The 14538-nt window shown below is 72.6% G+C and carries 18 protein-coding genes; 7 read left to right on the top strand and 11 right to left on the bottom strand.

Annotated features, from left to right (window positions below; genetic code table 11):
- Positions 1–35: 35 nt before the first annotated feature.
- A complete protein-coding gene (locus tag JOD66_RS01980; protein ID WP_307823241.1) occupies positions 36–1826 on the bottom strand; it encodes a BCCT family transporter in 1791 nt (596 codons plus the stop codon).
- A 159-nt stretch (positions 1827–1985) separates the two neighbouring features.
- Positions 1986–2501, bottom strand: coding sequence for a class I SAM-dependent methyltransferase (locus JOD66_RS01975; RefSeq protein WP_204835273.1), 516 nt, complete (start codon positions 2499–2501; stop codon positions 1986–1988).
- A 51-nt stretch (positions 2502–2552) separates the two neighbouring features.
- Between JOD66_RS01975 and dapB the strand changes: the two genes are divergently transcribed.
- Positions 2553–3335 carry a 4-hydroxy-tetrahydrodipicolinate reductase gene (gene dapB, locus JOD66_RS01970; protein WP_204835272.1) on the top strand — a complete coding sequence of 261 codons (783 nt, stop codon included), beginning with the start codon at positions 2553–2555 and terminating at the stop codon, positions 3333–3335.
- A 5-nt stretch (positions 3336–3340) separates the two neighbouring features.
- Here dapB and JOD66_RS01965 read toward each other — a convergent pair whose 3' ends face one another.
- The 3 genes from JOD66_RS01965 to JOD66_RS01955 are packed head-to-tail and all read right to left on the bottom strand — an operon-like array spanning position 3341 to position 4836.
- Entirely contained in the window at positions 3341–3646 is a 306-nt protein-coding gene (locus tag JOD66_RS01965) for an AzlD domain-containing protein (RefSeq protein WP_204835271.1), read from the bottom strand.
- Positions 3643–4305 (bottom strand): AzlC family ABC transporter permease, encoded by a 663-nt coding sequence (locus JOD66_RS01960; protein ID WP_204835270.1) that lies wholly within the window; start codon positions 4303–4305, stop codon positions 3643–3645. The genes JOD66_RS01965 and JOD66_RS01960 overlap by 4 nt, the downstream gene beginning before the upstream one ends.
- 12 nt (positions 4306–4317) lie before the next feature.
- On the bottom strand, positions 4318–4836 hold the full coding sequence (locus JOD66_RS01955; protein ID WP_204835269.1) for a GNAT family N-acetyltransferase: 519 nt from the start codon (positions 4834–4836) through the stop codon (positions 4318–4320).
- A 52-nt stretch (positions 4837–4888) separates the two neighbouring features.
- On the opposite strand from JOD66_RS01955, the gene JOD66_RS01950 reads away from it, so the two are divergent.
- Entirely contained in the window at positions 4889–5899 is a 1011-nt protein-coding gene (locus tag JOD66_RS01950; RefSeq protein ID WP_204835268.1) for an aldo/keto reductase family protein, read from the top strand.
- A 13-nt stretch (positions 5900–5912) separates the two neighbouring features.
- On the opposite strand, the gene JOD66_RS01945 is transcribed toward JOD66_RS01950, so the two are convergent.
- Genes JOD66_RS01945 through JOD66_RS01925 form a run of 5 tightly spaced genes read right to left on the bottom strand, consistent with a single transcriptional unit; the run spans position 5913 to position 9625 of the window.
- On the bottom strand, positions 5913–6569 hold the full coding sequence (locus JOD66_RS01945; protein WP_204835267.1) for a hypothetical protein: 657 nt from the start codon (positions 6567–6569) through the stop codon (positions 5913–5915).
- A gap of 19 nt (positions 6570–6588) precedes the next feature.
- A complete protein-coding gene (locus JOD66_RS01940; protein WP_204835266.1) occupies positions 6589–7185 on the bottom strand; it encodes a DUF3043 domain-containing protein in 597 nt (198 codons plus the stop codon).
- A 2-nt stretch (positions 7186–7187) separates the two neighbouring features.
- The gene (locus JOD66_RS01935) at positions 7188–7556 is read right to left on the bottom strand and encodes a zinc ribbon domain-containing protein YjdM (RefSeq protein ID WP_204835265.1); all 369 of its coding nucleotides are present in this window, start codon (positions 7554–7556) and stop codon (positions 7188–7190) included.
- A complete protein-coding gene (gene nadA, locus JOD66_RS01930) occupies positions 7549–8724 on the bottom strand; it encodes a quinolinate synthase NadA (protein ID WP_204835264.1) in 1176 nt (391 codons plus the stop codon). The genes JOD66_RS01935 and nadA overlap by 8 nt, the downstream gene beginning before the upstream one ends.
- A 28-nt stretch (positions 8725–8752) precedes the next feature.
- A complete protein-coding gene (locus JOD66_RS01925; protein ID WP_204835263.1) occupies positions 8753–9625 on the bottom strand; it encodes a GNAT family N-acetyltransferase in 873 nt (290 codons plus the stop codon).
- 35 nt (positions 9626–9660) lie between these two features.
- Between JOD66_RS01925 and JOD66_RS01920 the strand changes: the two genes are divergently transcribed.
- The 4 genes from JOD66_RS01920 (at position 9661) to erpA (ending at position 13159) form a co-directional block, all read left to right on the top strand.
- Entirely contained in the window at positions 9661–10746 is a 1086-nt protein-coding gene (locus JOD66_RS01920; RefSeq protein ID WP_204835262.1) for a glycerate kinase family protein, read from the top strand.
- A gap of 366 nt (positions 10747–11112) precedes the next feature.
- The gene (locus JOD66_RS01915; protein WP_204835261.1) at positions 11113–11583 is read left to right on the top strand and encodes a DUF4334 domain-containing protein; all 471 of its coding nucleotides are present in this window, start codon (positions 11113–11115) and stop codon (positions 11581–11583) included.
- Positions 11580–12683: an NAD(P)-dependent alcohol dehydrogenase gene (locus JOD66_RS01910; protein WP_204835260.1), complete on the top strand. Its 1104-nt coding sequence runs from the start codon at positions 11580–11582 to the stop codon at positions 12681–12683. The genes JOD66_RS01915 and JOD66_RS01910 overlap by 4 nt, the downstream gene beginning before the upstream one ends.
- 59 nt (positions 12684–12742) lie before the next feature.
- Positions 12743–13159: an iron-sulfur cluster insertion protein ErpA gene (erpA, locus tag JOD66_RS01905; RefSeq protein WP_239545028.1), complete on the top strand. Its 417-nt coding sequence runs from the start codon at positions 12743–12745 to the stop codon at positions 13157–13159.
- Positions 13160–13234: 75 nt separating this feature from the next.
- On the opposite strand, the gene JOD66_RS01900 is transcribed toward erpA, so the two are convergent.
- On the bottom strand, positions 13235–13447 hold the full coding sequence (locus JOD66_RS01900) for a hypothetical protein (protein WP_204835259.1): 213 nt from the start codon (positions 13445–13447) through the stop codon (positions 13235–13237).
- Between the two features lie 140 nt (positions 13448–13587).
- Here JOD66_RS01900 and JOD66_RS01895 point away from each other — a divergent pair, with 140 nt between their 5' ends.
- Positions 13588–14523, top strand: a complete 936-nt coding sequence (locus tag JOD66_RS01895) for a carbohydrate kinase family protein (RefSeq protein WP_205126203.1) — start codon at positions 13588–13590, stop codon at positions 14521–14523.
- Positions 14524–14538: the final 15 nt, after the last annotated feature.

Genomic DNA, 14538 nt, shown 5'->3' with positions numbered 1-14538 from the left:
CTACATCCCGTGATGAATCCCAGCCCCGCCCGCAGTCACCCCGCCGTCACCCCGGGGGTAGGAGCCCCCGCCCGACCGACCTCGGCGTCCGGCGCGGGCTCAGCCGCCGGGTCGGGCTCGGGCTCCGGGTCGACCGGCTCGATCGACAGCACGAAGTCGTCGCCGTGCTCGGTGACGCCGGTGATCACGGCCTGCTCGACCGCCTCCTCGCCGTAGCGGCGGCGGACGACCATCGGGTCGGTGCGCAGCTCGCGGACCAGCGCCGCGGCCAGGCCGATCATGATCAGCACGAACGGGAGCGCGGCGACGATGGTGATCGTCTGCAGGCCGGTGAGCGCGTCCTCGCCGCCGGCGAGCAGCATCACCGCGGCCACGGCGCCGGTGGCGACGCCCCAGAAGACGACGACCGTACGCCGGGGCTCGGTGGTGCCGCGCTCGGAGAGGCTGCCCATCACGATCGACGCGGCGTCGGCGCCGGACACGAAGAAGATCGCGACCAGCACCATCACCAGCACGCTGGCAACCGTGGCGAGGGGGAGGGCGTCGAGAGTGCCGAAGAGCTGGGCCTCGAGGCCGTCGGCGTTGGCGATGTCGGTGCCGTCGCGCTGCAGGTCGATGGCGGTGCCGCCGAGGATGCAGAACCAGATCACGCTGACGACGCTCGGCACCAGCAGCACGCCGGTGACGAACTGGCGGATCGTGCGGCCGCGCGAGATGCGGGCGATGAACATGCCGACGAAGGGTGTCCACGACAGCCACCAGGCCCAGTAGAAGACCGTCCAACCGCTCAGCCAGGCCTCGGTGTCGGGGCCCTCGGCGCCGGTGCGCGCGGCCATCATGGCGAGGTCCTGGACGTAGCTGCCGAGCGAGGTGGGCACCAGGTTCAAGATGAACACGGTCGGGCCGACGACGAACAGGAACAGCGCCAGAACGACGGCCAGCACCATGTTGATGTTGGACAGCCACTGGATGCCCTTGGCGACGCCGGAGACGGCCGAGAGCACGAAGGCGACGGTGAGCACGCTGATGATGCCGACCAGGACGCCGTTGCCGAGCGGGCCGATGTCGCCGACGATCTCGAGGCCGCTGCTGATCTGCAGCGCGCCCAGGCCGAGGGAGGTCGCGGAGCCGAACAGGGTCGCGAAGATCGCGAACATGTCGATCACCTTGCCGGCGCCGCCGGAGGCGCGCTCGCCGAGCAGCGGCGCGAACGCGGCGGAGATCAGCTGCACCCGGCCCTTGCGGTAGACGCCGTAGGCGATCGCGAGGCCGACGACGGCGTAGATCGCCCACGGGTGCAGGGTCCAGTGGAACATCGTGGTCGCCATGGCGGTCTGCGCGGCGGCGTCGGGGTCGCCGGAGGTGCCGGGCGGCGGGCTCACGAAGTGGGAGAGCGGCTCGCTGACGCCGTAGAACATCAGCCCGATGCCCATGCCGGCGCTGAACATCATCGCGATCCACGACGTGGTGCGGAACTCCGGCTCCTCGTCGTCGCGGCCGAGCGGGATCGTGCCGTACTTGCTCATCGCGAGCCAGATCACGAACACCACGAAGCCGCTGGACGTCAGCACGAACAGCCAGCCGGTGTTGGTCATCACCCAGTCCAGCGCCTTGCCGGAGGCGGTGCCGAGCGAGGTGGTGCTCACCAGGCCCCACACCACGAAGGCGATGCTGACCGCGGCGGCCACGCCGAAGACGAGGGGGTCCAGGCCACGGCGGGTGGGCGCGTCCACCTCGACGGCCTGGTCCAGCGCCGGGTGGGGTACGACGTCCGCCGCCGGGGTCGTCAGGATGCTGGTCGGGGTGGTGCTGGGACTTCGGGTCACGTCTCTCCAGGGTCTCGCCGGTCAGGACGAGCACGCGCGCCGAGGCGGTGAGAGAGGACCGAGAGGTGACGTCAGGCCAGCCCCGAGACGGGCATGCTGCCCTTGCACGTTAACAAGAGCCCACCCCGCCGCGTCGAATCGGGGACGCGCCGGGAGGCGTCAGCGACGGCCGATGATGCCGATCACCGGCGGCATCTTGGAGTCCACGATGTAGACCCGGAAGCCGCCGTCGCGCAGCTGCTCGGAGGCCTTGGCGAGGATGTCGGAGACCTGCTCGGGCCGCGTGGTGTCGAAGAAGAGGTTGACCGAGCCGCCGGGCATCAGCCGCTCGTGGAGGAGCGCGATCTCCTCGTGGGCGTCGCGCACCCAGAACAGGTTGACGTCGAAGGCGAACACCTTGGTGAGCCGCTTGACCGGCACCCGCAGCGTGGCCAGGTCGATCTGGCGCACGGTGAGCCTGCCGGCGGCGATGTGCTCGGCGCAGCGGGCCTTGGTGCGGTCCACGCCGGCCTCGGAGCGGTCGATCGCGAACATCTTGCCCTTGCCCTCGAGGCGTCGGCAGATGAGGTCCGCGGCCGCGCCGTTCCCGCAGCCGATCTCCAGCACGTGGTCGTTGGGCTGGACGTCCATGAAGTCCACCGCCCACCGGATCCGGGCCGGGATCTTGTTCACCATGGGGGTCAGCCTGCCAGAACGCGGGCCGGGGTGACGCACTACCTTGGTGCCGTGAGTTCACGTGTCGCGGATCAGGGCGCCGGCGAGCGCCTCCAGGTGGGTGTCCTCGGGGCCCGGGGCAAGGTCGGCGCCGAGGTCGTCAAGGCGGTCGAGGGCGCCGACGACCTGGACTTCACCGTCGGCGTCGACCAGGGCGACCCGGTCGGCTCGCTGGTCGACAGCGGCACCCAGGTGGTCGTCGACTTCACCCACCCCGACGTGGTCATGGACAACCTGCGCTTCTGCATCGACAACGGCATCCACGCCGTCGTCGGTACGACGGGCTTCGACGACGCCCGCCTCGACACGCTGCGCGGCTGGCTCGCCGACCGCCCCGGCACCGGCGTGCTGATCGCCCCCAACTTCTCCATCGGCGCGATCCTGATGATGCGCTTCTCCGCCGTCGCCGCGCCCTTCTTCGAGTCCGTCGAGGTCGTCGAGCTGCACCACCCCACCAAGGCCGACGCCCCGAGCGGCACGGCCGGCCGCACCGCCGAGCTGATCGCGGCCGCCCGCCGCGAGGCCGGCAGCGGCCCGATCCCCGACGCGACGAGCACCGGTCTCGACGGCGCCCGCGGCGCCGACGTCGACGGCGTCCGGGTCCACAGCGTCCGGGTCCGCGGCCTGGTCGCCCACCAGGAGGTCATCCTCGGCGGGCTGGGGGAGACGCTCACCATCCGGCACGACTCGCTCGACCGGGTCTCCTTCACGCCCGGCGTGCTGACCGGCGTCCGGCGGATCGGCTCGTTCCCGGGGCTCACCGTCGGGCTGGAGCACTTCCTCGACCTGGGCTGACGGGGTCAGAGCAGCCGCACGAGGGCGGCCACCGCCGCCGCGCCGAAGACCACGACCAGGAAGGGCGCGCGGGCGAGCAGGAGCAGCACCGCCACGCCCAGCGCGAGCACCCGCGCGTCGAGCACCAGCGCCCGGCCCTCGGGCGCCGCGAGCACCTGCACGGTCACCAGTGCGGCCAGCAGCGCCACCGGGATCAGGTCGGCGATCCGCGCCACGAGCGGGTTGCCGAGCACCCGCGGCGGCACCGAGAGGCCGGCCAGCTTGAGCAGGTAGCAGCCCACGCCGGCGCCGAGCACGGCCCACCACATCATCGGGTCAGCGCTCCCACCAGCACCGCCACGCCCGCGGCGACCAGCACGGGTACGCCGGCCGGGGTCACCGTCACCGCGCCGGCGGCCACCAGCGCGGCCAGGGCCGCGGTCGCCTTGAGCACCGGCGTCGTCAGCCGCGGCCACAGCAGGGCCAGGAAGGCGGCCCCGACGGCCGCGTCCAGGCCCAGGTCACGGGGATCGCCGAGGTGCTCGCCGGCGAGCGCGCCGACGAGCGTGGTGAGATTCCACAGCACGAAGATGGTCACCCCGGTGGTGAGGAAGCCGGCGCGCGCCAGCTCTCGGCTCGGCCGGGTCACCGCCATCGCCGTCGACTCGTCGATGAGGACCTGGGCGGCGGCGTACCGGCGCCAGCCGCGGTAGCCCAGCAGCGGAGCCAAGCGCAGCCCGTAGAGCGAGTTGCGGGTACCGAGCAGCAGCGCGGTGAGCGCACCGGCGAGCGGCGTGCCACCGGAGCCCAGGACGCCGGCCAGCGCGAACTGCGACGCCCCCGTGAACATCACCAGCGACAGCGCGCAGGTCTGGGCCAGGCTCAGGCCCGACGCCACGCCGACCGCGCCGAAGCTGAGGCCGTAGGTGCCGGTCGCGATCGCGACGCCGAGGCTGTCGCGGAGCACGGTGCGCCGGGTCGGCTCGCTCACGGGCGAGACACCCTAGGCCAGGGCGGTGTGCAGCCGGACCTGCTTGACCGTCGTACCGGACTCGTCGGCGAGCTCGCGGCTCGCGCCGTCGGCCGCCCAGCCGGCGCTGGTCAGGAACGCCCGGAGCACGTCGTCGGTGGTGTCCACCCAGCACACGGCGCGGGTGAAGCCGTCGGCGCCCAGGGTGTCGGCGCCGGCCTGCAGCAGCCGCGAGCCGTGGCCGGCCCGGGTGGCGTCGGGGTCGACGGTGAACTCGGCCAGCTCGCCGTCGGTGGCGGGGTCGGCGTCGGGGTCCGGGCTCGGACCGGTCAGGGCGAAGCCGACCACCTGGTCGCCGGCCAGCGCGACCAGTGCGCGGTGCCGGGCCTCCGGGGGCCGGGAGAGGGACTGGCGCCAGGCCTCGGCGAGGGTCGGGGCGTCGACGGCCGGACCGTTGGCGTACCGCTGCTGCCAGGCGCGCAGCTGGACCGCCGCGATCCCGGTGGCGTCGGCGGGCCAGGCGACCCGGACGGAGACGTCGGAAACGACCATGCGGCCATCCTGTCAGGGCCTCGGTGTGGCCCGGCGCACTAGGGTCGGGGGCATGGAGATTCGCAACCTCGGGGCGAGTGGCCTCCGCATCTCGGCCATCGCCTACGGCAACTGGATCACCCACGGCTCCCAGGTCGAGGAGGACGGCGCGCTGGCCTGCGTCCGCCGGGCGCTGGACGAGGGGATCACCACCTTCGACACCGCCGACGTCTATGCCAACACCGCCGCCGAGACCGTCCTCGGGCGGGCGCTGGCCGGCGAGCGGCGCGAGGGCCTGGAGATCTTCACCAAGGTCTTCTGGCCGACCGGGCCCGGCAGGCACAACGACCACGGCCTCTCGCGCAAGCACATCCTGGAGTCGATCGACGGCTCGCTGCGCCGCCTCGGCACCGACTACGTCGACCTCTACCAGGCCCACCGCTACGACCACGAGACGCCGCTCGAGGAGACCATGCTGGCGTTCGCGGACGTCGTCCGGTCGGGAAAGGCCCTCTACATCGGCGTCTCGGAGTGGCGCGCCGAGGAGATCCGCGCCGCCGCCGAGCTGGCTCGTGAGCTGCGGGTGCCGCTGGTGTCCAACCAGCCGCAGTACTCCATGCTCTGGCGGGTCATCGAGTCCGAGGTGGTTCCGGCCTGCGAGGAGCTCGGCATCGGCCAGATCGTCTGGTCGCCGATCGCGCAGGGCGTGCTCACCGGCAAGTACCTGCCCGGCCAGGCGCCGCCAGCCGGCTCGCGGGCCACCGACGAGAAGGGCGGGGCCAACGACATCAGCCGCTGGCTGCGCGACGACGTGCTCGAGCGGGTCCAGCTGCTGCGCCCGATCGCCGAGGAGTCCGGGCTCTCGTTGGCCCAGTTGGCGGTCGCCTGGGTGCTCCAGAACGACAACGTCTCGGCCGCGATCATCGGCGCCAGCCGACCCGACCAGGTGACCGAGAACGTCAAGGCCGCCGGCGTCCGCCTCGACGCCGACACGCTCGCCGCGATCGACCGGGCGCTGGACGGCGTCGTCACCACCGATCCCTCGCTCACCCGCTCGCCGCGGCGCTCCGAGATCCTGGGCTGAGCGTGGCTGAGGGCTACAGCGCGAACACGTAGCGGCTGGTCGGCACCAGGTCGAGCCCCTCGGCCGCGCCGAAGCGGGCGCAGCTGTCCATCAGCGTCGTGAACCGGCGCTGGAGCTCGGCCTCGTCGCCGCCGCTGCCGTAGAAGGCGTGCTGGTCGGCCATCGCGGCCATCGGGAACAGCTCCTCGACGATCCCCGCCACGTCCTGCCCACCATCGGTCAGATGCTCGACGACCGGGTTCTGGACGTAGCCGAAGGTGCCCTGGGTGTCGATCGCCACCTGGGTGTGCCGGTCCAGCCAGTCGGCGAGCCACGCGGCATGCGGCAGCGACGGCGGCCGGCGCAGGAAGGCCAGGTTCGCGAGCGCGTCGGCGCGGACGCCGTCGGCCACCGCGGGCGGGACCAGGGGCTCCCGCTCGTCGACCGACCAGGCGTGGGCGTCCGCGTCGTGCCGTCGTACGACGGCCAGCAGGCCCGCGGGGTCGGCCTCGGTCCACGCGGTGACCACGGCGGTGATCGGCGTACCGGGGCCGAAGCGCAACGCCGGGGCGACCGCGTCGTCGTCGAGATTGACCTGCAGCCGGGTGGCGCCGGCTGTGGCGACCTCGGCGCGGAAGGCGGGCTCGAGCAGGGCGGGACCGGGCCCGTGCAGCGCGGCGATGAGCTTCACCCGCCGCAACCTACCCGGGCTAGCGGTCGTAGTCGTCAGGAAGCGGCTGGCCGATCTTGACCCGCGCCTTGGGCAGCCGCATGAACTTCATCTGCATCGACCGGGTCAGGGCGTAGTAGGTCGTGCCCTTGAGCGGCTCGTCGGGGAAGCGCTGCTTGAGCTCGCGGCGCAGCCGGAAGCGGAGCACGAGCATGTCGGTGACCACGAACAGCACGGTGGCGAGCAGCACCATGCTGCTGGCCTGCACGAGCGCGGAGCTGCCGGTGTAGCCGAGCATCAGGCCGACGATCATCAGCGGGATGACCATCTCGACGATGGAGAACCGGCGGTCGACGTAGTCGCGGATGAACCGCCGCACCCGGCCCTTGTCGCGGGGCAGGAAGTAGCGCTCGTCGCCGGCCTTCATGCCCTGGCGGATCTTGCGGCTCTCCTCGGCGCGGAACTCCCGCTGGCGGCGCGAGGCCTCGCGCCGGTCGGTCGGGGCCTTGGCCCGGGCCTTCGCGGCGGCCTCCGCCTCCTTGCGGGTCGGCGTCGGGCGGCCCTTGCCGCCGGGCTTGCCCTCGGCGGCAGGGGCGGCCGGCTCGGCGGCGGCGGGGGACTTGGTGCGCTTGAACACGATCAGGCCTTCCGGACCAGGCTGGACTTGAGCTGCATCGGACCGAACCCGTCGACCTTGCAGTCGAGGTCGTGGTCGCCGACCCGGAGGTCGGGGGCGACGAGGCGGATGTTGCGGACCTTGGTGCCGGACTTGATCGGCTTGGGCGCTCCCTTGACGGGGAGGTCCTTGACCACGATCACGTCGTCGCCCTCGGCGAGCGGGTTCCCGTTGGCGTCGCGCACGACGCCCGCGGCCGCCGCCTCGTCGGCCGCCGCGGCCGCCTCGGCCGGCGACCACTCGTGGGCGCACTCCGGGCAGACGAGCAGGTCACCCATGGCGTACGCGTACGCACCCGAGCACTCCGGACAGGCGGGCTGGGCGTCAGTCACGGTGGGACTTCCCGGGCAGGTCGAGCATCCGCTGCAGCGCGGTGAGCGCGTCGGCCTCGGTCTGCGGGTCGACCTCGATCTGGTTGACGACGACGCCCTCGACCAGGTTCTCCAGCGCCCAGACGAAGTGGGGCAGGTCGATCCGGTTCATCGTCGAGCAGTAGCAGACGTTGCGGTCGAGGAACATGATGTTCTTGTCGGGATGCGCGTCGGCGAGGCGCTGCACCAGGTTGAGCTCGGTGCCGATCGCCCAGCTCGAGCCGGCCGGCGCCGCCTCGATGGTCTTGATGATGAACTCGGTGGAGCCCACCAGGTCGGCCATGAGCACCACGTCGTGCTGGCACTCGGGGTGGACCAGGACGTTGAGGTCGGGCACCTTGGCGCGCAGCTCGTCGACGACGTCGGCGGAGAACCGGCCGTGGACCGAGCAGTGGCCCTTCCACAGGATCATCCGGGCGCCCGCGAGCTCCTCGGCGGTGAGGCCGCCGTTGGGCAGCAGCGGGTTCCACACGACGCACTCGTCGAGGGAGTAGCCGAGCTGGAGCACGGCGGTGTTGCGGCCGAGGTGCTGGTCGGGCAGGAACAGGACCTTGGTGTCGGGGCCCTTCTGCTCGAAGGCCCAGTCGAGGGCGACCTCGGCGTTGGACGAGGTGCACACGACGCCGCCGTTGCGGCCGCAGAACGCCTTGATGGCGGCGCTGGAGTTCATGTAGGTGACCGGGACGACCTGGTCCTGGATGCCGGCCGCCGCCAGCGCCTCCCAGGCGCGCTCGACCTGGGCGATCCGCGCCATGTCGGCCATCGAGCAGCCCGCGGCGAGGTCGGGCAGGATGACCTTCTGGTCGGGGCCGGTGAGGATGTCGGCGGACTCGGCCATGAAGTGCACGCCGCAGAACACGATGAACTCCGCGTCCGGGCGCGCCGCCGCGTCGCGGGCGAGCTTGAAGGAGTCGCCGGTCACGTCGGCGAACTGGATGACCTCGTCGCGCTGGTAGTGGTGCCCGAGCACGAAGAGCCGGTCACCCAGCTTGTCCTTGGCCGCGCGGGCCCGCGCCACCAGATCGGGGTCGGAGGGCGCCGGCAGGTCGCCGGGGCAGTCGACGCCGCGCTCGGAGAGCGCGTCCGTGCCGCGGCCCAGGGGCAGCAGCGGGAGGTCCACGGTGGTCATGAGCGCAGTCTAGTTTGGGTGCACAGCGCTACAGCAGCGCCCCGTGGTGGACGTACGGCGCCGGGGGCGCCATGCCGCGCAGGCCGAGGTACCCGCGGGCGACCAGGTCCAGTCGGGCGCTGAGCGCGACCTCGACCGCCCAGTAGTTCGCCGACGTGACGTGGGCGGCCTCGTAGCGCTCCTCGGCGCTCGCCAGGCACTCCCAGAGCAGGGTGCGGGCGGTGTCCTCGTCACGGGCGGCGAGCAGCGCGAGCATCCGGCCGTTCGTGTAGGCGTAGCCCGACCGGTCGCTCGCCACGACCAGCCGGCCGGCGCCCAGCAGCCGCTCGTGGTCGGGCCCGTGCGGCCCGCCCCGCAGGGCCCGGTCGAGGTCGTCCATCCAGGCCAGGTCGTCGGCCCCGCCCTCGCGTACGCCGTGCACCGCCGGCAGGGCCGTGCGGTCGACGGCGCCGTGGAGCGTGAGCTGGGGGTGCAGCCGGAACCCGGCCTGGTGGTAGCGGCGCAGCGCCCGCGGGTCGACCGAGGCGGCGAGCATCCCGCGGGGCCGGTCGGCGCCGTACGCGACCGCGGCGTCGAGGACCCGGGCGCCGATCCCGGCGCCCTGCAGGCCCGGGCGCACCGCGAAGGTCGCCAGGCACCACACCTGCTCGCGGCGGAAGCTGGTGGCGAAGCCGACCAGCTCGCCGTCCTGCTCGGCGACCCACGAGCCGTCGGGGTCGGAGGCGAGGAAGCCGCGGGTCCGGGCCTCCCATGCCCCGCTCTGCACGGGGGAGCGGCGCTGGGGTGGGGCCGCCGCGGGGACCCGCTGCGCGGTGTCGAGGGCGAAGAAGGCGTCATCGCTGATCCGCTCGGCCTCGGGGACGTCGGCGTCGGTCATCGGGCGGATCAGCACGTCGCGCACGTCGGCGACGGTAGCCGTCCCCCATGATGTGACGCATGCGGATTCTGGTCGCCCCCGACAAGTTCGCGGGCACCCTCACGGCCGTCGAGGCCGCGGAGGCGATCGCGGCCGGCTGGCGCCGGCAGGCTCCCGACGACGAGCTGGCGCTCGCGCCGATGTCGGACGGGGGGCCGGGCTTCGTCGACGTCCTGCACGCGACCCTCGGCGGCGAGCTGCTGGCCGTGGTGGGGGAGGCGCCGCAGGGCCACGAGGTGCCGGCCACGATCCTCGCGGTCGGCGAGACGGTCTACATCGAGAGCGCCCAGGTCTGCGGGGTGCACCTGACCGGGGGCAGGCTCGGTGAGTTCGGTACGACGGTCGGCGTCGGCCGGCTGCTCCTGGAGGCGGTCAACGCCGGGGCACGCCGGATCGTGGTCGGCCTCGGCGGCTCGGGCACCAACGACGGCGGCGCCGGCCTGCTGGCCGCGCTCGGCGCGGACGCCGACGTGGCGCTCGACGTCGGCGGGATCTTCCTCGACGGCGTCAGCCGGGTCGACCTGAGCATCCCGCGCGGCCTGGTCGACGGCGTGGAGATCATCGCGGCGACCGACGTCGACAACCCGCTGACCGGGCTGTTCGGCGCGAGCAAGACCTTCGGCCCGCAGAAGGGGCTCGACGAGGAGACCCAGGTGCTGCTCGACGGCTTCCTGGAGCGGTTCGCGGCCGCGACCGACCGCCGGGTCGCCCTCGAGCCCGGCGCGGGCGCCGCCGGCGGCCTCGGCTTCGCCCTGATGCTGCTCGGCGGCACCCGGGTCTCCGGCATCGAGCTGGTCGCCGAGGCGGTCGGCCTGGCCCGCCAGGCGCGCCAGGCCGACCTGGTGATCACCGGCGAGGGCGCCTTCGACTTCAGCAGCCGTGCCGGCAAGGTCCCGGCCGGCGTGGCCGCGGTGGCCGCGGACGCCCTGCGTCCCTGCGTGGCGCTGGCCGGCCAGGTCCTGGTCGGCTCGCGGGAGATGCGCGCGCTCGGCATGGACGCGGCGTACTCGCTCGTCGACGCGGTCGGCGAGGAGCGCGCCTTCGCCGACCCCGCGGGCGCGTTGGCCGACCTCGCCGCCCGGGTCGCGCGCACCTGGTCGAGCTGAGCAGACCCCCGCAGCGCACCAGCCCCGAAGGGGGTTTCCGACATGCGCGAGCGCAGCGAGCGCCAAACAAGCACCGTGAGTCCCTCGCGTAGCGCGCCGACCCGGCATCACGCCAGCCACGCGGGGGTTTTCCGTCGCGCCGCCCGCCGTTTCTGCACGGAGGAGCGTGCGACCGAGGAACGAGGGAGCGCGCGGGGGAGGAAGAAACGGCGCCAAAAGGCGGCGCGACATGCGAGCGGAGCGAGCCAAACCAACACCGTGAGTCCCTCGCGCAGCGCGCCGACCCGAGAGTCTTCCGACCCGCGAGCAAGACGAGCCCAGCCCCACCCCCTCGCGGCCACCTGAAACCTGTTCTAGATTGCTCGCGTGACGGACATCAGATCCCGCTTCGACGACCTGCGGGCCGCGGAGCACGCGGACCCCGCCGACCTCGACGCCCTGTGGGCCGATCTCGCGACCGTGGAGGTGGCCGAGATGCTCGGCGCCTGGCGCGGCGGCGACTTCGCCACCGGCCACGTCGCCAGCGCGGTGCTGGAGAAGGTGCGCTGGCACGGCAAGCGGTTCGACGGCCCGCTCGAGGCGGTGCCGCTGGTCTGTCGCGACGAGAACGGGGAGCTCTACTCCAACCTCGCGGCCGGGGGCGGCGGGGAGGCGTCGCTGTGGCCGGTCGGCTTCCGCGGCGAGGTCACCGCGACCATGGTCTACGACAAGATGCCCGTCCTCGACCACTTCAAGAAGGTCGACGCCGACACCGTCATGGGCATCATGAACGGCAAGCTCGCCGGGACGTTCGGCATCGACGACCTCTACTACTTCTGGCTGGAGCGTGACGCGTGAGGACGACCGCCTACCTCGTCGAGGAGCCCGGAGGCGACTTCGTGGCCGCGGAGGTCGAGCTGGAGGAGCCGCGGGACGACGAGGTGCTGGTCCGCATCGTCGCCACCGGGCTGTGCCACACCGACCTGACCGTGCCGACCATGCTGCCCCCGGAGATGCTGCCGACCGTCGTGGGCCACGAGGGGACGGGCGTCGTCGAGAAGGTGGGCGCCGCGGTCAGCGGCATCGAGGTCGGCGACCACGTGGTGCTGAGCTTCCGCTCCTGCCGGCAGTGCGGGCCCTGTCGGGCCGGCGACGTCGGCTACTGCGAGCAGTCCCTGCTGCTCAACTACATGGGCATGCGCGCCGACGGCTCGACCACGATGAAGCGCGGCGAGCAGACGGTGTTCGGGAACTTCTTCGGCCAGTCCAGCTTCGCCCGCCACGCCCTCGCGTACGCCGACAACTGCGTCGTCGTCGACCGGTCCCTCGACCTGACCCGGCTGGCGCCCTTCGCCTGCGGCTTCCAGACCGGCGCCGGCACCGTCCTCAACGTGCTCGACCCGAAGCCGGGCGACAGCATCGTCGTGTACGGCGCCGGGGCGGTCGGCCTCGCCGCGGTCGCCGTCGCCCGGGGCACCGGCGTGGACACGGTCGTCGCCGTCGACCCGGTCGCGGCCCGGCGCGAGGTGGCCGCCGGCTACGGCGCCACCGCGCTCGACCCGACCGAGGAGGGCGCCGGTCCCGTCGAGGACCGGGTCCGGGAGCTGACCGGTGGTGGGGCGACGTACGCCATCGACACCACGGCCATCCCGGCGGTGGTGCTTCAGGCCCAGCGCTCGCTGCGCCCGCGGGGCCTGCTGGTGGCGCTCGGCCTGGGTGCGCCGGAGTACACCATCGACGCGATCGACCTGCTCCAGTCCGGCAAGGTCGTGCGCTCCTCGATCGAGGGGGAGGCCGACCCGCTGGTCACCATCCCCGAGCTGATCGCGCTGCGCGAGGCCGGCCGGTTCGACGTGGACCACCTGGTCACGACCTACCCGTTCGAGAGGATCGCCGACGCCGTGGCCGACTCGAAGGCCGGCACGGTGGTCAAGCCGGTCCTCGTGTGGGGGGAATAACCAGGGCTGTGCGACCATTGGGCTAGTCGACCCCCGACCTGACACACCCTGGAGTGAGCATGAGCGACAGCTGCTGCGGAGGCGGCCACAGCCACGACGCCCCCGGCGCGACCACGACCGTCGCGGCCCCGGTGGACTTCGAGCGCCGTGAGGACCAGATCAACCTGAGCCCGGTGGCGGCCACGAAGGTGAAGAGCCTGCTCGAGCAGGAGGGGCGTGACGACCTCTCCCTGCGCATCTCCGTGCAGCCCGGTGGCTGCTCGGGCCTGCGCTACCAGCTCTTCTTCGACGAGCGCACCCTCGACGGCGACGTCGTCACCGACTTCGACGGCGTGGGCGTCGTCGTCGACCGGATGAGCGTCCCCTACCTCAACGGCGCGGTGATCGACTTCGTCGACACCATCGAGAAGCAGGGCTTCACGATCGACAACCCGAACGCCACGGGTTCCTGCGCCTGCGGCGACTCGTTCCACTGAGTCACGCGTCCGCCACGACGAAGGCCCCAGCCGATCGGCTGGGGCCTTCGTCGTTCCCGCGGCGTACGCGGGACGTCAGTCCAGGTGGAGGTGCAGCGCGTTGGCGAGGCGCTGGGCGGCCTCGGAGATCTGGATGTCGCGCTTCGGCAGCTCGCGGGGCTGCTCGTCGAAGTGGATGCTCGGGGCGGGGCGGGTGGCCTGGACGGCGGCGGCCTGGAGGCGGCGGCTCACCGCCTGGCAGTCGGCGTGCAGCTCGGCGGGGCTGGCGATCTCTTCGTACGGCGGCATGCCATCGACGCTAAGCGTTACTTTCGGGTAGACCCAGAGGGAACGCCGTCGGTGGGGCAACGGCTGGGTTAACCTTCCGTATCGTGACTGCACCCACGGGCTCCCTGCTCATCGCCGGCTCGATCGCCACCGACCACCTGATGACCTTCGGTGGCAAGTTCGCCGACTCGCTCGTGGTCGAGCAGCTCGACAAGCTGTCGGTGTCCTTCCTGGTCAACGACCTCGAGATCCGGCGCGGCGGCGTCGCTCCCAACATGTGCTTCGGCCTGGCCCGGCTCGGCCTGCGCCCGGTGCTCGTGGGCGCGGCCGGCGAGGACTTCGCCGACTACCGCTCCTGGCTCGAGCGCAACGGCGTCGACTGCGACTCGGTGCACATCTCCGAGAGCAAGCACACCGCCCGCTTCGTGTGCACGACCGACACCACGATGGCCCAGTTCGCGTCCTTCTACCCGGGCGCGATGAGCGAGGCCAGCCAGATCGAGCTGCTCCCGATCGTGGAGCGGGTCGGCGCGCCGACGTACGTCCTCATCGGCGCCGACGACCCCGACGCGATGAAGCGCCACACCGAGGAGTGCCGCCAGCGCGACTACGCCTTCATCGCCGACTGCTCCCAGCAGCTCGCCTTCGCCGAGGGCGACCTGATCCGCGACCTGATCGACGGCGCCGCGATCCTGTTCTCCAACGAGTACGAGTCGCACGTCATCGAGAAGAAGACCGGCTGGAGCGCCGAGGAGGTGCTCGCCCGGGTCGGCCTGCAGGTCACCACGCTCGGCAAGGACGGTGTCCGGGTCACCAGCAGGGACGGGACCTCGTTCGAGGTCCCCGCGGCCAAGGACGTGGCCGCGGTCGAGCCGACGGGCGTCGGCGACGCCTTCCGCGGCGGCTTCCTCGCCGCCCTGTCCTGGGGCAGCTCGCTCGAGCGCGCCGCCCAGGTCGGCTGCGTGCTGGCGGCCTACGTGGTCGAGACGGTCGGCACCCAGGAGTACGACTTCACCCACCCGCAGTTCGTGTCCCGGATCCGGGAGTCGTACGGCGACGAGGCCGCCGACGAGGTCGCCAAGCACCTCGGCGTCTGAGCCGGGCCGATCGCT

This window comes from Nocardioides nitrophenolicus, assembly GCF_016907515.1.
In the GTDB taxonomy this organism is placed as follows: domain Bacteria; phylum Actinomycetota; class Actinomycetes; order Propionibacteriales; family Nocardioidaceae; genus Nocardioides; species Nocardioides nitrophenolicus.
This window is presented reverse-complemented; position numbering and strand designations above follow the sequence as displayed.